We start from the raw sequence: 16,106 nt of genomic DNA, 5'->3' as shown, positions 1-16,106 counted from the left end.
CCATTACCTCCAAATAAAATATAAGGCTACTAGTGTGGACACCATCCCAAGAAACCAAACTGTTTTAAAATACCATTTTCGAGTCTTGTGATGAAAGATGATTCCTGCTAACCAGGCCCCAAAACCACCACAAGTAAAGGCTAAAATAAGTAAGATTTTCTCTGGGATGCGCCAAGCTCTTCTCCTTGCCTTGGATTTGTCTATACCATAAATCAAGAAAACCATGACATTCCAAATCAAAAGGACTAGAGTAATTTTTTCGTCTAACTTCATAACCTTGCAATAATAGCTTCCGTCATTTCCTTGGTCGAAGCCTGTCCTCCTAAATCTCTTGTTAAAATGCCAGCTGCTAAACTTGTCTCAACAGCATGCTCGATACTCTCCGCATCATTATAACGTCCAAAACTATCTCTCAACATCATGGCCACTGATAAAATCATGGAGATAGGATTGGCAATTCCTTGACCAGCAATATCAGGCGCTGAACCGTGAATGGGTTCATAAAGACTTGGTCCATTTTCAGAATGACTGGCTGATGGCATAACCCCAAGTGTGCCAGATAGAACGCTTGATTCATCTGATAAAATATCTCCGAAAAGATTTTCTGTCACAATGACATCAAATTTAGCAGGATTGGTAATCATAAGCATGGCAGCTGAGTCCACCAGCTGGTGTTCCAAGGTCACATCTGGGAAATCCTGTGCGACATCCTCAGCCACTCTTCTCCAGAGTTTTGATGTTGCCAACACATTTTGCTTATCAATGCTGGTAACGATTTTTCTGCGATTTCTTGCGATTTCAAAGGCTTTGCGAATAATCCGCTCCACTTCCTCATAGCTATAATCGTTTATATCACGCGCTTTGCGCTCTTCAAGGATATGATCTCCAAAGTAAATCCCGCCTGTCAACTCACGCACCACGACAAAGTCTACACCAGCAATTCGTTCTGGTTTGAGAGGTGACAAATGCTTGAGACTCTCAAAGATTTTTACAGGGCGAATATTAGCATAGAGATTGAGTTCCTTACGGAGCGCTAGCAGGCCTTGTTCAGGCCGAACCGCTGCTCCATCATACTGAGGACTACCGATAGCTGCTAGGAGAATGGCATCTGCTTCTCTACTTGCCTTGAGGGTTTCATCAGGTAAGGGATGCCCTGCAGCATCAATACCTGCACCTCCAAAAGGTCGTCTGTCTATTTCATAGACAAAGCCTGTTTTTTTAGCTAGAGCCTCCAGAACTTCTAAACCGGCCTCCATGATTTCTGGACCGATTCCGTCCCCTGCTAGGGCCACTATTTTCTTTGTCATAGCTTTCTCCTTTACACACTAGACATATCGCGGTAAGAAACACTGCGTCCCATCTCACCTGCATTCTCTTTTTGAACAAAGGTATTAGCATTGATGTAGGCAATAGCCGAAGCCTTCAACACATCGAAATCAAGACCTGCTGCATTAAAGATGGTTTCTGTATCTCTGTTTTCAACAGTGACCAAAACTCGAGCTTGGGCATCAATTCCATCTGTCACAGCGTCAATAGTATAGGACACCAAGCGAACGGATTGGTTAAAGAACTTATCGATAGCGTTAAAGATTGCTTCAACGGAACCTTGCCCCGTCGCATTAAATTCGACCTTCTCACCATCCATATTAGCTAGGCTAACGAGCGCTTCGATGTCATTATCTGCATGAGTTTGAAGTTGTAAATCATCAAAGTGGAATCCTTCAGGGTTTTCAACCATGGTTCCAGCTACCAGAGCACGAATATCTGCATCTGTGATTTCTTGTTTCTTGTCGGCCAATGCCTTGAACTTAGCAAAGAGTGGTCTGATATCCTCTTCTGTAAAGTCTAAGGCCAGTTCTCTTAGTTTTTCAACAAAGGCATGGCGACCTGACAATTTTCCAAGTGGGAGGCTGTTACTCTTGACACCGACCAATTCAGGGGTGATAATCTCATAAGTAAGAGGATTTTTAAGGACTCCGTCTTGGTGAATACCAGATTCATGAGAAAAGGCATTGCCACCAACAACGGCCTTGTTTTTAGGAACTGGGATACCTGAGAAGCGAGAAACCATTTCTGACGTATTGATGGTTTCATTTAAAACAATACTAGTTTCTGCTTGATAGTAATCTTGACGAATATTGAGGGCCACTGCAATTTCTTCCAAAGCAGCATTACCAGCTCGCTCCCCGATACCATTGATGGTTCCTTCGACTCGTCCTGCCCCATTCTTGACAGCAACAAGGCTATTAGCCACTGCCATTCCGAGGTCATCATGACAGTGAGGCGAATAGATAATCTGACGTTCCGTTTTGACATTCTCAATCAAGTATTTGAAGATAGCTCCATATTCCTCTGGTGTGGTAAATCCTACCGTATCAGGAATATTGATATAAGACGCACCTGCATCAACCGCTGTTTGAACAACTTGTAGAAGGAAATCCAACTCTGTTCTGGTCGCATCTTCAGGAGAGAATTCGACCACTTCAAACTTGGAACGTGCATAAGAGACATGCTCACTGATTGCTTCCAAAATCTCTTCCTTGCTCTTATTGAGCTTATACTTTCGGTGAATGGGACTGGTTGCAATAAAGACGTGCACTTGTGGATACTTGGCGTCCTTGAGGGCCTCGTAACAAGCATCAATATCAGACTTGACAGAGCGTGCTAAACCAGTCACCGCTGTTTTCTTCAAGGCCTTAGCAATCTCCTGAACTGCCGTAAATGAGTCTGGACTAGCCGCTGGAAAACCAGCTTCGATGGCTGAAATGCCCCATTTCTCCAGCTGTCTTGCAATGGCAATTTTTTCCTTGATTGAAAAGTTAACACCCGGTGTCTGTTCTCCATCCCGAAGGCTGGTATCTAGAAATTCAACTGTTCTCATAAGATTTCCCCTTTTCCAAATGTGGTTTTAAAAAAACATCTCGCTCAGAAACCCAAGCGAGATGTTGATTCACTCCCGCTTGGTAAGCCAAACAGGACTAATGCTTTTTGCACTAGCCCGAGTACCTCAACAACAAAGCGAATTGATTAAACTTAGCTGCTTTCATGTTTGACTTTCTCCTTCGTTTGATATCTTGTTTAGTATTTTAGCATAGGCAAAAGTACTTGTCAAGAAAAAATCCAATATTTTCTGAAAATTTCTTCAGTAGAGAATATTTTGCTAATTGAAAATCCTTGAAATGTTTCATTTTTTAGTGGTTAAATTCCAGCTTCTTTCTATCAATTCCAGTACTTCTTCATCTGATAAAGTATCATCAAGCGCCACACTAATCCAGTAACGTTTATTCATATGAAAAGCTGGATAAATGCCGTTTTTTGAAAGTAAGTCAGCTACTTGGTCATGTTTGAGGTTGACTGCTTCCACCTGTCCTTCTCTGCCCTTTTCCAGCTTATCCCAAGAGATTTTCATCAAGACGGCATACCACTTTTGATTTCCTTCGTGTCTTAACACTGCTGTATCAGGCGATTTCTCCCACAAATACTCCAACTGATTTCCATACTTTTCCTGAACCTGAACCATGGTACGCTTAGTCTGAGGATAGATAAAATCCTGTACCTCAAAACAAGCCTTCCGAATCTGGTAGAGAATCTCCAGACAACCCTCACGGACACTTGCAACAAAACTTCCTTTAAAACTTTCCATATGGACTTGAGGATAGAGGTCACCAGTCTCCTGGTCAAAGACTTGAAAACTCACATTATCAGTAGTGATGGACACAGTCATGACAAAGTCACCCTGCAAAATTTGGCAACTATAGGTCCACACTCCACCATTTTCTACAAAACCATAATCATGAGCCTTTTCTTGATTAAACTGATAGGATTTAAAAATTTCAAACATAAGTGAAAACTGCTACCCAAAGCTAGCAGTTCCTTTCTATTTTTTAAAAGACAACCTTAGTACCATGTAGTTGTGTCACTCCCAGTTGGTCGATAAAGATTTGACGGTTGTCAAGGTCAATCCCCCCCCCTGGTAGAATTTCAATTTTACCTTTAGCGTGCTCCAAAATTCTGTGATAGTGAGCAAAACGTTTTTCTAAGGAGTCGCCAGACACACCAGCGCGAGTTAGGATACGAGTGACACCGGCTTGGCTGAGCCAGTCAATAGCTTCTAACTGGTCTTCTTCGCTCAATTCATCAAAGGCCATGTGGAAGACAATTTCCATTCCTTTTGATGCAGTAATTAACTTTTCAAGATTAGGTTTATCCAACTTCTTATCAGCAGTTAAAGCTCCAAATACAACCCCTTGACTTCCAGCCTGAGCAGTCAACCGAATGTCTTCTAGCATAATTGCAATTTCTAGTTCATTATAGACAAAGTCGCCACCACGTGGACGAATCATGGTCATGATGGTCGTATCGTAGTTAGCTGCCAATTCAACCGCTGCCTTAGTCACTCCATAGCTGGGTGTTGTCCCACCAACTGCAAGATTATCACAGAGTTCGATTCGACGAGATCCAGCCTGCATCGCTTTTTCAAGTAAGGTCACATTTTCAGCACAAAATTCATAAATCATTTGATTCTCCTTGAAGATTACTTTAAATTTATTATATCATATTGTTGTGAATATGCTTTCAATTTTATCAAGGCAAATAACTACTATTTTAACTATTCTTTGTCTGGAATAACCTTAAAGAGATAATAGGTGATAAAGATGGTCAAAGCACCCAGACCGATTTTGACTGGTAAAAGAGGTGCAAAAAAAATGGAAATTCCCATCAAGATGTAGATAGATACGATGATTTTTTTCTTTCGTTCACGCGCAATAGACTTAGTCTCGCGAAAATCAGCTACATATGCTTGATAGAGCTTGGTATGATAAAGCCAGTCTTCGAAACGCTTGGAACTTCTGGAGAAACAAGCAATAGACAACAAAAGAAAAGGCGTTGTAGGCAACAAGGGTAAAACTACCCCAACAATAGCCAAAGCCAGTGATAAAAAACCAATTATCAAATAGATAAAACGCATAACTTCTCCTAGTTAAAATAATCTTCTTCTAGTTTCGCATACAATGATGAATTTTGTCAAGTCCTAATCAAAAAGAGCCTGAAATTCACTTTCAGGACTCTCTTCTTATTTAATCTTTTCTTCTTCGTAATCACCATTGCTACAAACAACCTGCTTGCCACCACCACGGACTTTTTTCTCCATGAGGAAGTTGCCACATTTTGGACAGTCACGACCAACAGGCTTGTCCCAAGATGTAAATTCACAGTCTGGATAGCGATTGCAACCATAGAAAAGGCGGTTACGTTTTGTTTTACGCTCAATGATTTGTCCCTGATGACAACTTGGACACTCTACACCGATTTCTTTCACGATTGCTTGGGTATGACGGCAATCTGGGAAATTGCTACAAGCGTAGAACTTACCAAATCGACCAAGTTTAATAACCATTGGACTACCACACACTTCACAGTCAAATCCAGCTGGTTCATCCTTGATCTGGATTTTTTCCATTTCTTCTTCAGCCTTGGCAACCTCTTTGGAGAATGGTTTGTAAAAGGCGTCTATAACACGTTGCCACTGCTCTTTTCCGACTTCGACATCATCCAGCTTGCCTTCCATTTCAGCTGTGAAGGTCACGTTTACGATATCTGGGAAATATTCAACGATGAGCTTGTTAACAATTTCTCCCAACTCTGTTGGTTCAAAACGTTTGGCTGCAAGGCGAACATAATAACGTTTCTGAATGGTTTCAATAGTTGGTGCGTAGGTTGACGGACGACCAACCCCATTTTCCTCCAAGGTCTTGATCAAGGTCGCTTCAGAATAACGAGCAGGCGGTTGGGTGAAATGTTGCTCTGGTTTGCTATTGACCTGTTTGACAACATCTCCAACAGACATATCTGGTAACATCTTATTCTTGTCAGAATCATTATAAATGGCAAGATAACCATCAAACTTAACCTGACTACCATTGGCAGCAAATTGAACCCCATTTTGAGACAATTTAACAGCCATGGTATCAAAGACAGCAGCTGTCATCTGGCTAGCTACAAAACGATTCCAAATAAGAGTATAAAGCTTGAGCTGATCCTTATCCAGATACTTAGCGATGCTTTCAGGTGTATTAAAGACGCTAGATGGGCGAATAGCCTCGTGGGCATCCTGAGCTCCAGAAGCATTTTTAACCTTGCTGCCATGCTTAGAATACTTGCTACCAAAACGGTCCGTAATGAAACTTGCTGCTTCATTTTGCGCTACAGGACTAATACGGGTCGAATCGGTACGCATATAGGTAATCAAACCTTGAACACCAGAACCGATATTAATCCCTTCATAGAGCTGTTGGGCAACCATCATAGTCTTTCGAGTACGGAAGTTAATTTTATTGGCAGCGTCCATCTGCATCGATGAAGTGGTATAGGGTAAAGGAGCATTGCGTTTGCGCTCTTTCTTATCTACCTGATCCACTGAAAAGTCTTTATTAGTCAGACGAGACAAGACTTCCTTAACCTCATCATTGCTAGTCAGTTTCAGTTTTTTGCCATCTACCCCATAGAAGGAAGCCTGAAATTGCTTGGTTCCCTTTTTAAAGACAGCATCAATTGTCCAATATTCTTCTGGTTGGAAGGCATTAATTTCATTCTCACGGTCAATGATTAACTTAAGCGCAATAGACTGAACGCGACCTGCTGACAAGCCCTTCTTGACCTTCTTCCACAAAATAGGCGAAATCGAATAGCCTACCAAGCGGTCCAAGACACGACGAGCCTGTTGGGCATCGACCAAGTCCATATCAATCTTGCGTGGTTCTTTAAAAGCATTTTTGACCGCATCCTTGGTGATTTCATTGAATACCACACGGTTGGCATCATTTTCATCTAAGTTGAGAATGTGAGCCAAATGCCAAGAAATCGCTTCTCCTTCACGGTCCGGGTCGCTCGCCAGAAAAACTTTATTAGCTTTTTTGGCTTCTTTTTTCAAGTCATTGATGAGAGGACCTTTTCCTCGGATATTGATATATTGCGGTTCATAATTATTTTCAATATCGACGGACATACTAGATTTCTTCAAATCACGGATATGGCCGACACTGGCTAAAACCTTGTAGTTTCTGCCTAGATATTTTTCAATCGTCTTGGCCTTAGCAGGCGACTCCACGATTACTAGATTTTTTTTAACTGTTGATTTTTTCTTTTTTGTTGCCGTAGCCACAGTATCACACCTTTTCAAAGTAATAAACTTTATAAAGTGTAAACCATTTTGCCATAACTGTCAAGACTTAGCTACTATATATCGAAGAAAAGTTTGTCTAGTAAGCGGACTTTCTTCTTATACTCAATGAAAATCAAAGAGCAAACTAGGAAACTAACCGCAGGTTGCTCAAAGCACTGCTTTGAGGTTGAAGATGAGACTGACGAAGTCAGTAACCATACCTACGGCAAGGTGAAGCTGACGTGGTTTGAAGAGATTTTCGAAGAGTATTAAAATTCAAATTCTGCAAGAACATCCTGCCCACTGGTGACCAATTTTGCCCCTTCTTGAATCAAATGATGGCAACCGTCTGATAGTCCATCTAAAATGCTACCAGGTATAGCAAAAACATCGCGTCCTTCTTCCATTGCCCTCTCACAGGTAATGAGACTACCTGAGCGCATCTTAGCCTCTGCTACAATCACGCCACGACAAAGTCCAGCAATGATGCGATTACGGGCAGGAAAATGAAATTTAAGAGGTTGTTCGCCAGGTCCATATTCACTGAGAACCAGATGATCATTGCCGATGTAGTCTTGCAAGCGTTTATTGGCTTTAGGATAAAACACATCCAGTCCTGTTCCAATCACTGCAATGGTTTTTCCGCCATTCTGAAGAGTTGCCATATGAGCTGCTGTGTCAATGCCCTTGGCTAATCCACTGACGATAACTAGTTCATTTTCCAATCCCTGAATGACTTTTTCAACTGACTTAGCTCCCTGTTTGCTACAAGAACGACTTCCCACGACCGCTACCTTAGGAAATTTCAAGAGGTCAAGATTTCCCTTGTAAAATAAAAGTACAGGCGCATCGTATATTTCACTCAAATCCCAAGGGTAACAGTCATCTAAAATAGAGAAAGATGGAAATTTTTTAAACTCCTTCTCCAAATGCGCATCGTCTATCTGAAAAAAACGTTCCATAAAAACAGCTGGATTTCGGCAACCTGAAATTTCTGCAATATCACCTAACAACAGTTCTTGATCAACATTTTCACCGTATTCTAGGACATTCAAAATCTGTTGATTGGTCAAACCTGATTTTTTTAACTTATAGATTTCATAGTTTGTGATTTTCATAAATATCTCCATTTCTTTTTCTACTCATCTATTTATTCGTAAAAAATCAAAAAAACATCCGACTATTTTAGCCAGATGTTGGAATCTTTAATTTTCGTTTTTAAGAATTTCTTCTAATTTATGGTAATCTTGGACACTATCGATTTCATAGATACTATTGCCTTCTAATTCTTCAACATAGACATCCAGCTCTTTGATATTATCCTTAACCATATTGTCCCAGTAGAGATCAACAAATTCACCACTTGCATAAGCCTTGTCGATAAAGCTGACAATCTTTTCTGCAGTTGGAGCGTCCCAGAAGGATACACCACTAAGGATACGACCAGCCTTGCTATCAACAGTAATGTCTTGAACCTTATAGTCATCTCCATAGACCAAGAACCATTCGTTGGTACAATCTTCACGATAGACACTAAAATAAGTCGAACGAGTCAAATCATTGCGGAACATATTTTTAAAGAGATAATTATCGGCATCAATAACATAGCTATTGGCCAATTCTTCTTTTACAAGATAGAGAGAGTAAAAGTTATTATAGTCAGCGTATTTATCATTGAAGACGAGGCGAACACCATATTTTTCTTTCAAGTAATCGAATTGTTCTTTAAGGTAACCAACAATGATGATGATTTCATTGATTCCTTTTTCTTTTAAAAACTCAATTTGGTATTCAATCAAGGGTTTTTGATTAACCTGAACCAAGGCTTTAGGGGTATTTTCAGTCATAGGACGCAAGCGAGTTCCCAAGCCCGCTGCTAAGATAATGGCTTTCACACGAATCTCCTTTATTCTTTAATAATAATATAAACTCCAGCAATGACGACAAGTGACGTAATAATTGTCAGCATATCTAGCGGTGCGCCCAAGAAAACAACTGCAAACAAGACAGTCCAAACTACATAACTCACGTTCAAGCCTGTAGCCTTGGCTGGTTGCAAGCGATTGATAGCGATATAATAAGCCAAGTAGGAAATCATATCAAAGGCTGCAAAGACAATCATAAGACCTAGTAATTGTCCATTGGCCACTTCTGCAAATGACTGATGAGAAAAGAGCACAATCACAAGATAGGACAAGAATGAAGTCACTTGACGGATTAAGAGGGCTTCGATTTCACTCAGTTCACTTTCCATGGCAAAAGAGCTAAGAACACTCTCACTTCCCCATGCAATAGCACAAACCAAAGCACAGAGAATCCCAATGTAGAAGGAATTGACCTGTTCAACCTTATAGGTCTGAGCAATAATCCCTGCAATAATCAAGACAATACCAAATACAGTATTTTTTGAAATCTTGTGCTTCAAAAAGAAGAAAGCCAATAAAACCGAAATCGCAGGGTAAATAGCCGATACAGATGAAGCTAAGGAACTTCCGATATACTTAACCGCATAAAGATTGGCTTGCATACCAATAGGGCCTGCTAGCAAGGCTCCGATGATAACACTAACATTGCGAATATTTAAGAAAATTGAGAGACGAACTTTTCCTTCTTTTACCAAGAGAAAAGCTAGTAAGATAAAGATACTCAAGAAATCGTGAGCAGCGGCCACCACAAAGGGCGACAAGTCAGTAAAAATTGAAAAGATATAAGCACTAATCGTTAGACCTAAACCCCAAAAAATACCTGAGAGTAGACCAAAAGAAACTCCATTTTTATTTTTCATCTGAACCTCCATAATATGACAAACCTTTAACAGCTCTTTGGTAACGATTCACACCATAGTCACCAAAATCTGCGCCTTGCTCTTCCTTATAGACAGTCCATAGACTCCAAATAGTATCTTGTAAAATTTTATAAATGGCAATCTTTTCACGAGAGACAGGTGTTTGCTCACTCTCATAGTGAGATAAGAATGCTTCTTCCTCTTGACGAGTGAATTCAGATTCTAAAAAGAGGGCAGCCAAATCCCACATTGGATCATTCATTGATGAATATTCCCAGTCAATCAGATAAAGTCGTCCTTGAGGTGATTCGATAAAGTTTTCAGGCACCAAATCGATATGACAAGATTTTCTGTCAACACCTAAGTCAGCCAGTCTTTTCTCTAAGGAAAAGACTTCTTCTCGAACTGCTTCATAGTTAGCATAAGGGATTTTTTCTTCAATCAAGGATTCGTATTTTTTGATTTCTTCAAAAGGAGCAAATTCTCCTCTTAATTCCTTACCAGAAGCATGAATGGTTTGTAAAATTGGAGCAATTTTATCAAACTTGGTCTTGATTGACGTTGAATCAAGCGTAATCGCAGATTCGATATACTCATTTACTTTGATACCAGCTTCAATATCAAAAAGATAATTTTTTACATCTAAGTCTAAATCCTTTAGTAGTTCAAGATTGTACTTTTCATCTTGACGATTGATCAGCTTTTCTGTCCCTTTACCAAAGAACTTAACGATGTATTGCTTATTTGTTGTTTTGACCAAATAGTTTTGATTGGTCATTCCCCCCAGTTGTTCAACACTGAGGACTTCCTCTTCTTCACTAAGTAGGGAAGAAATTTTCTCTTTAATGATTTTCTCCACAATTAACCTCCAGCACCTATACTTCCCACTTAAACACGGTTTTAAAGGCTGTGTTTAAATCGGTTGCAAAGACACGGTGAATATCTTTAATTTCTCTTACAGGTTCTTCTAGATAAAGGATATTTTTAAGACGATTGGCAAATTTCTTGACTTCCATCATTTGGATTGCATTTTCAAAATCGATGCGACCAGAACGAGAAGATCCAACTAAGAGCAAGCCTTTTTCTAAGGCATCGCGTGTATTGAGATTGACTTTATACTCGCTAACTCCCATCATGAGAATCGTTCCCTGAGGACGAATATAGCGAATCAAGTCATTAATGGCTGGTCCAGTACCATCACCACCACAACACTCAAAAGCGTGGTCAAAGGCCAAATCTTCAGGAATATTGTCAGTAATATAGCATTCTTTGGCAAATGAGAAAAGTTCCAATTTTTCCCAATGACGACCAATAACCACAATCTCTGCTTCTGGCAAAGTATAGTTGATAATATTGGCAACCACAAATGCTAAACTGCCATCTCCGATAACAGCGATTCGGTCCCGCTTGCTATGAGCAAGGGTCAATAAGCGATTCATAGCATGCATACCGACACTGACAAACTCTGTAATGGCTGCAACCGTGTCTTCAATAGCATCATAAGCCACCACACGGTCTTTAGGGAGAGAAACAAACTCTCTCATAAAGCCATCAAAGCCACTAGACAAGAAATGGGTCCCTGTCATGTAGTTTTCATAGAATTCTTCATCACTCTGCATAGGAGGCTGATTCGGAATCATGACAACTTTTTGACCAACTTCGTAGGTTCCTGTAGGGTCAGAAATAACGGTTCCACACGACTCGTGAATCATTGCCATTGGAAGTTTTTTATTCAAAACCTTGGGATCACGTTTCCCCTGGTAGTAACGCTGATCCGCATGACAGACCGCCATATAATTAGGGCGGATGAGGATATGATTCTCTTGGTCAATAGCCTCTTCCTGATATTTGACATTGATAAACTTAGGCTTAGTTAGTTGATAAATTTGATTAATCATTTTACTAGTCTTTCTCAATCATACTTTTTGCAATCTTCAAATCTGTTACGGTTGTAATCTTCAGATTTGAGTATTCACCCTTGGCCAAGGCCACATCTTTTCCTTTAATCACAAAGATTTTACATGCATCTGTCAAGATTTCCTTCTCTTCAGCAGAGAGAGAACCGTAAAGGTCCATGAAGTCCTTGCAACGGAATGTTTGAGGTGTTTGTCCTTGATAAAGGTGAGCACGATTTGGAATATCTGTAATGAATTGACCATTGGTACTTTCAACGATAGTATCAACCGCTTCTACCACTGTGTCCACTGCGTCATGATTTTGCGCAAGTTTGATATTGTCTTGAATCATGCGAAGTGTAATAAATGGACGAACAGAATCGTGGGTAACAACGATATCCTCTGGAGTAAGCGGACGATAAGCATCAATGGCTTCAATGATTTTCTCAATACTCGTATTACGGTCAGCACCACCCTTTGTAATGATGATACGTTCCTTATGAAGAGGAAGATATTTATCTACAAGATCTTCTGCATGAGAAACCCAGTCCCCATGAACCCCAACTACAATTTTTTCAATACTTGGTTCCAAGACAAATTTTTCAATTGTATGAATCAAAATAGGTCGATCACCTAGCTCTAAAAATTGTTTTGGCAAGTTACTGATTCCCATGCGTGTGCCAGTTCCACCAGCAAGAATTCCTGCATAAATCATCTATTTTCTCCTTTGTCTTACAAAAAAACTTATTCTCTCTATTATACCACAATCTAGTCCTATCATGAAAGAAATACTAATCATCCCGTTCTAGAATAGAAGGATTAAGGAGTTCTATTATTCATAGAAACTAGTCCATTTCTAGTAGTGACTAGGAATTCTGTAGTCATTACTTATAAATGGCTGTGAAATTTTAGAGTTCTTCAGAATAATATAGTTTTCTTAAAAAAAGCTTAAAATTAAGATTTGAAACTTCAAAGTGATTGTTTGACTTACTGCCCTTCATTTCTTATTAGCTAACTTTATGATATAATGAAAAACGAGGTAAATTGAATGAAAAGTATAAAATTAAATGCTCTATCTTACATGGGAATTCGTGTCTTGAATATTATTTTTCCCATCTTAACTGGTACCTACGTCGCGCGTGTCTTGGACCGAACTGACTATGGTTACTTCAACTCAGTCGACACAATTTTGTCATTTTTCTTACCCTTTGCGACTTATGGGGTCTATAACTACGGTTTACGGGCCATCAGTAATGTCAAGGATAACAAAAAAGATCTGAATAGAACCTTCTCTAGTCTTTTTTATTTGTGCATAGCTTGTACAATTTTGACCACTGCTGTCTATATCCTAGCCTATCCTCTCTTCTTTACTGATAATCCAATCATCAAAAAAGTCTACCTTGTTATGGGGATTCAACTCATTGCACAGATTTTTTCAATCGAGTGGGTTAATGAAGCTCTGGAAAATTACAGTTTTCTCTTTTACAAGACTGCCTTCATCCGTATCCTGATGCTGGTATCTATTTTCCTGTTTGTCAAAAATGAACACGATATTGTTGTCTATACACTTGTGATGAGTTTATCGACACTGATTAACTATCTGATTAGTTATTTTTGGATTAAAAGAGACATTAAGCTTGTTAAGATTCACATAAGTGATTTTAAACCTCTCTTTCTCCCTCTAACAGCCATGTTGGTCTTTGCCAATGCCAATATGCTCTTCACTTTTTTGGATCGTCTTTTCCTCGTTAAAACAGGGATTGATGTCAATGTTAGTTACTATACCATGGCTCAACGAATTGTGACCGTTATAGCTGGTGTTGTAACAGGAGCTATCGGAGTGAGTGTGCCTCGTCTCAGTTACTATCTAGGAAAAGGCGATAAGGAAGCCTATGTCGCACTTGTTAACAGAGGCAGTCGAATCTTTAACTTCTTTATCATTCCACTGAGTTTTGGACTCATGGTTTTAGGACCAAATGCCATCCTACTTTACGGTAGTGAAAAATATATCGGAGGTGGTATCTTAACCTCTCTCTTCGCTTTTCGTACGATTATCCTGGCCTTAGATACCATTCTTGGTTCCCAAATTCTCTTTACAAATGGCTATGAAAAACGAATCACAGTTTACACAGTCTTTGCTGGGCTACTCAATTTGGGATTAAATAGTCTCCTCTTTTTCAACAATATCGTGGCTCCTGAATACTACTTACTGACAACTATGCTATCAGAGGCCTCTCTACTTGTTTTCTATATCATTTTCATCCATAGAAAACAACTCATCCACTTAGGACATATCTTTAGCTATACTGTTCGATACTCGCTCTTTTCACTTTCCTTTGTAGGAATTTATTTCCTGATTAATTTCTTGTATCCCGTGGATATGGTCATTAATTTGCCATTTTTGATTAATACTGGTTTGATTGTCTTGCTATCAGCCATCTCTTATATTGGTCTACTTGCCTTCACAAAAGATAGCATTTTCTATGAATTTTTAAACCATGTCCTAGCCTTAAAAAATAAATTCAAAAAATCTTAGGAGTATAGAATGAAACAACTAACCATTGAAGATGCCAAACAAATTGAATTAGAAATTTTGGATTATATTGATATTCTCTGTAAAAAGCACAATATCAACTATATTATTAACTACGGTACTCTGATTGGGGCGGTTCGACATGAGGGCTTTATTCCTTGGGACGACGATATTGATCTGTCCATGCCTCGAGAAGACTACCAACGATTTATAAACATTTTTCAAAAGGAGAAAAGCAAATATAAGCTCCTTTCCTTAGAAACTGATAAGAACTACTTTAACAACTTTATCAAAATAACTGACAGTACGACCAAAATTATTGATACTCGGAATACAAAAACATATGAGTCAGGTGTTTTTATCGATATTTTCCCTATGGATCGCTTTGATGATCCTAAGGTCATTGATACTTGTTATAAACTGGAAAGCTTCAAACTTCTGTCTTTCAGTAAACACAAAAATATTGTCTATAAAGATAGCCTTTTAAAAGATTGGATACGAACAGCATTCTGGTTACTCCTTCGACCTGTTTCTCCTCGTTATTTCGCACATAAAATCGAGAAAGAAATTCAAAAATATAGTCGTAAGGATGGGCAGTATATGGCTTTTATCCCTTCTAAATTTAAGGAAAAGGAAGTCTTCCCAAGTGGTACCTTCGATAAAACAATCAATCTTCCCTTTGAAAATTTAAGCCTTCCAGCACCTGAAAAATTTGATACTATTTTGACACAATTTTATGGAGATTATATGACCCTACCACCAGAAGAAAAACGCTTCTACAGTCATGAATTTCACGCTTATAAATTGGAGGATTAGGATGCAGTATTTAGAAAAAGAAGAAATTAAAGAAATTCAACTAGCCCTGCTAGACTATATTGATGAGACTTGTAAGAAACATGATATTCCTTATTTTCTAAGTTATGGAACCATGCTTGGAGCTATCCGCCACAAAGGTATGATTCCCTGGGACGATGATATCGATATTTCCCTTTATCGTGAAGATTATGAGCGCTTATTGAAAATTATTGAGGAAGAAGACAATCCACGTTATAAGGTTCTATCCTACGACACTTCTTCTTGGTACTTCCATAATTTCGCATCGATTTTGGATACTTCTACTGTTATCGAAGATCATGTTAAGTACAAGCGTCATGACACCAGTCTCTTTATCGATGTCTTCCCAATTGATCGCTTTACAGACTTGAGCATTGTCGACAAGAGTTATAAGTATGTAGCCCTTCGTCAACTAGCTTATATTAAAAAATCACGCGCAGTTCACGGTGACAGCAAGTTAAAAGATTTTCTAAGATTATGTAGCTGGTACGCCCTCCGATTTGTCAATCCCCGTTACTTTTACAAGAAAATTGATCAGCTAGTCAAAAATGCTGCAACTAACACTCCTCAATATGAGGGAGGAATTGGTATTGGTAAAGAAGGAATGAAAGAAGTCTTCCCAGTTGATACCTTTAAAGAACTCATCTTAACTGAGTTTGAAGGCCGTATGTTGCCCGTCCCTAAAAAATATGATCAATTTTTAACCCAGATGTATGGGGATTATATGACACCACCATCAAAGGAAATGCAAGAATGGTATAGCCACAGTATTAAAGCTTATCGCAAAAGCTGATTAAGCAGTAGTTTACAAGAAAAAATATGGCTCTATAATATTTGTAGTGGGTAAATCTCCTATAAATATTATGGAGCCTATTTTTGTGTAGAAAAAAAGTCCCA

General features: G+C 39.1%; 16 protein-coding genes. 3 read left to right on the top strand and 13 right to left on the bottom strand.

The genetic code is table 11. The features are described 5' to 3' along the window. Window positions 1–3: 3 nt before the first annotated feature. The 13 genes from K1I71_RS06700 to K1I71_RS06640 all read right to left on the bottom strand — a co-directional run bounded on the left by K1I71_RS06700 (window position 4) and on the right by K1I71_RS06640 (window position 12,557). A complete protein-coding gene (locus K1I71_RS06700) occupies window positions 4–273 on the bottom strand; it encodes a DUF1294 domain-containing protein (RefSeq protein ID WP_101784767.1) in 270 nt (89 codons plus the stop codon). Beyond that, a complete protein-coding gene (gene leuB, locus K1I71_RS06695; protein WP_223330559.1) occupies window positions 270–1,307 on the bottom strand; it encodes a 3-isopropylmalate dehydrogenase in 1,038 nt (345 codons plus the stop codon). The genes K1I71_RS06700 and leuB overlap by 4 nt, the downstream gene beginning before the upstream one ends. An 11-nt stretch (window positions 1,308–1,318) precedes the next feature. Then, window positions 1,319–2,881 carry a 2-isopropylmalate synthase gene (locus K1I71_RS06690; RefSeq protein ID WP_223330558.1) on the bottom strand — a complete coding sequence of 521 codons (1,563 nt, stop codon included), beginning with the start codon at window positions 2,879–2,881 and terminating at the stop codon, window positions 1,319–1,321. Window positions 2,882–3,184: 303 nt separating this feature from the next. Continuing rightward, window positions 3,185–3,841: an MmcQ/YjbR family DNA-binding protein gene (locus K1I71_RS06685; protein ID WP_223330557.1), complete on the bottom strand. Its 657-nt coding sequence runs from the start codon at window positions 3,839–3,841 to the stop codon at window positions 3,185–3,187. A 43-nt stretch (window positions 3,842–3,884) separates the two neighbouring features. Then, window positions 3,885–4,517, bottom strand: coding sequence for a copper homeostasis protein CutC (locus K1I71_RS06680; RefSeq protein ID WP_033687084.1), 633 nt, complete (start codon window positions 4,515–4,517; stop codon window positions 3,885–3,887). A 92-nt stretch (window positions 4,518–4,609) separates the two neighbouring features. Further along, window positions 4,610–4,969, bottom strand: a complete 360-nt coding sequence (locus K1I71_RS06675) for a YbaN family protein (RefSeq protein WP_223330556.1) — start codon at window positions 4,967–4,969, stop codon at window positions 4,610–4,612. Between the two features lie 105 nt (window positions 4,970–5,074). Continuing rightward, window positions 5,075–7,162: a type I DNA topoisomerase gene (gene topA, locus K1I71_RS06670; protein ID WP_223330555.1), complete on the bottom strand. Its 2,088-nt coding sequence runs from the start codon at window positions 7,160–7,162 to the stop codon at window positions 5,075–5,077. A gap of 269 nt (window positions 7,163–7,431) precedes the next feature. After that, window positions 7,432–8,280, bottom strand: a complete 849-nt coding sequence (gene dprA, locus K1I71_RS06665) for a DNA-processing protein DprA (protein ID WP_223330554.1) — start codon at window positions 8,278–8,280, stop codon at window positions 7,432–7,434. A gap of 87 nt (window positions 8,281–8,367) precedes the next feature. After that, window positions 8,368–9,057: a sugar phosphate nucleotidyltransferase gene (locus K1I71_RS06660; protein WP_000643977.1), complete on the bottom strand. Its 690-nt coding sequence runs from the start codon at window positions 9,055–9,057 to the stop codon at window positions 8,368–8,370. A gap of 11 nt (window positions 9,058–9,068) precedes the next feature. Beyond that, a complete protein-coding gene (locus tag K1I71_RS06655) occupies window positions 9,069–9,947 on the bottom strand; it encodes a DMT family transporter (RefSeq protein WP_000791828.1) in 879 nt (292 codons plus the stop codon). Next, the gene (gene licA / locus K1I71_RS06650; protein ID WP_033687091.1) at window positions 9,937–10,806 is read right to left on the bottom strand and encodes a choline kinase LicA; all 870 of its coding nucleotides are present in this window, start codon (window positions 10,804–10,806) and stop codon (window positions 9,937–9,939) included. The genes K1I71_RS06655 and licA overlap by 11 nt, the downstream gene beginning before the upstream one ends. 16 nt (window positions 10,807–10,822) lie before the next feature. Further along, window positions 10,823–11,845, bottom strand: coding sequence for a ribitol-5-phosphate dehydrogenase (locus K1I71_RS06645; RefSeq protein ID WP_000609896.1), 1,023 nt, complete (start codon window positions 11,843–11,845; stop codon window positions 10,823–10,825). 4 nt (window positions 11,846–11,849) lie between these two features. After that, window positions 11,850–12,557: an IspD/TarI family cytidylyltransferase gene (locus tag K1I71_RS06640; RefSeq protein ID WP_000638493.1), complete on the bottom strand. Its 708-nt coding sequence runs from the start codon at window positions 12,555–12,557 to the stop codon at window positions 11,850–11,852. 333 nt (window positions 12,558–12,890) lie between these two features. Between K1I71_RS06640 and tacF the strand changes: the two genes are divergently transcribed. The 3 genes from tacF to K1I71_RS06625 are packed head-to-tail and all read left to right on the top strand — an operon-like array spanning window position 12,891 to window position 16,002. Next, complete coding sequence (gene tacF, locus K1I71_RS06635) at window positions 12,891–14,378, top strand: type IV teichoic acid flippase TacF (protein ID WP_033687092.1); 1,488 nt, start codon at window positions 12,891–12,893, stop codon at window positions 14,376–14,378. A gap of 9 nt (window positions 14,379–14,387) precedes the next feature. Continuing rightward, window positions 14,388–15,191: a LicD family protein gene (locus tag K1I71_RS06630; RefSeq protein ID WP_045597120.1), complete on the top strand. Its 804-nt coding sequence runs from the start codon at window positions 14,388–14,390 to the stop codon at window positions 15,189–15,191. 1 nt (window position 15,192) lies between these two features. Then, the gene (locus tag K1I71_RS06625; protein WP_045607042.1) at window positions 15,193–16,002 is read left to right on the top strand and encodes a LicD family protein; all 810 of its coding nucleotides are present in this window, start codon (window positions 15,193–15,195) and stop codon (window positions 16,000–16,002) included. Window positions 16,003–16,106: the final 104 nt, after the last annotated feature.

It is taken from the genome of Streptococcus mitis, from assembly GCF_019929545.1.
GTDB classification, from domain to species: Bacteria; Bacillota; Bacilli; order Lactobacillales; family Streptococcaceae; genus Streptococcus; species Streptococcus mitis_BU.
The sequence above is the reverse complement of the archived record's forward strand: the minus strand, read 5'-3'. Positions and strand labels throughout refer to the sequence as shown.

Excerpts from the sequence above, each read along its gene's own strand:
- K1I71_RS06700 (WP_101784767.1), bottom strand. The coding sequence starts at position 273 with ATGAAGTTAGACGAAAAAATTACTCTAGTCCTTTTGATTTGGAATGTC.
- leuB (WP_223330559.1), bottom strand. The coding sequence starts at position 1,307 with ATGACAAAGAAAATAGTGGCCCTAGCAGGGGACGGAATCGGTCCAGAA.
- K1I71_RS06690 (WP_223330558.1), bottom strand. The coding sequence starts at position 2,881 with ATGAGAACAGTTGAATTTCTAGATACCAGCCTTCGGGATGGAGAACAG.
- K1I71_RS06685 (WP_223330557.1), bottom strand. The coding sequence starts at position 3,841 with ATGTTTGAAATTTTTAAATCCTATCAGTTTAATCAAGAAAAGGCTCAT.
- K1I71_RS06680 (WP_033687084.1), bottom strand. The coding sequence starts at position 4,517 with ATGATTTATGAATTTTGTGCTGAAAATGTGACCTTACTTGAAAAAGCG.
- K1I71_RS06675 (WP_223330556.1), bottom strand. The coding sequence starts at position 4,969 with ATGCGTTTTATCTATTTGATAATTGGTTTTTTATCACTGGCTTTGGCT.
- dprA (WP_223330554.1), bottom strand. The coding sequence starts at position 8,280 with ATGAAAATCACAAACTATGAAATCTATAAGTTAAAAAAATCAGGTTTG.
- K1I71_RS06655 (WP_000791828.1), bottom strand. The coding sequence starts at position 9,947 with ATGAAAAATAAAAATGGAGTTTCTTTTGGTCTACTCTCAGGTATTTTT.
- K1I71_RS06645 (WP_000609896.1), bottom strand. The coding sequence starts at position 11,845 with ATGATTAATCAAATTTATCAACTAACTAAGCCTAAGTTTATCAATGTC.
- K1I71_RS06640 (WP_000638493.1), bottom strand. The coding sequence starts at position 12,557 with ATGATTTATGCAGGAATTCTTGCTGGTGGAACTGGCACACGCATGGGA.
- tacF (WP_033687092.1), top strand. The coding sequence starts at position 12,891 with ATGAAAAGTATAAAATTAAATGCTCTATCTTACATGGGAATTCGTGTC.
- K1I71_RS06630 (WP_045597120.1), top strand. The coding sequence starts at position 14,388 with ATGAAACAACTAACCATTGAAGATGCCAAACAAATTGAATTAGAAATT.
- K1I71_RS06625 (WP_045607042.1), top strand. The coding sequence starts at position 15,193 with ATGCAGTATTTAGAAAAAGAAGAAATTAAAGAAATTCAACTAGCCCTG.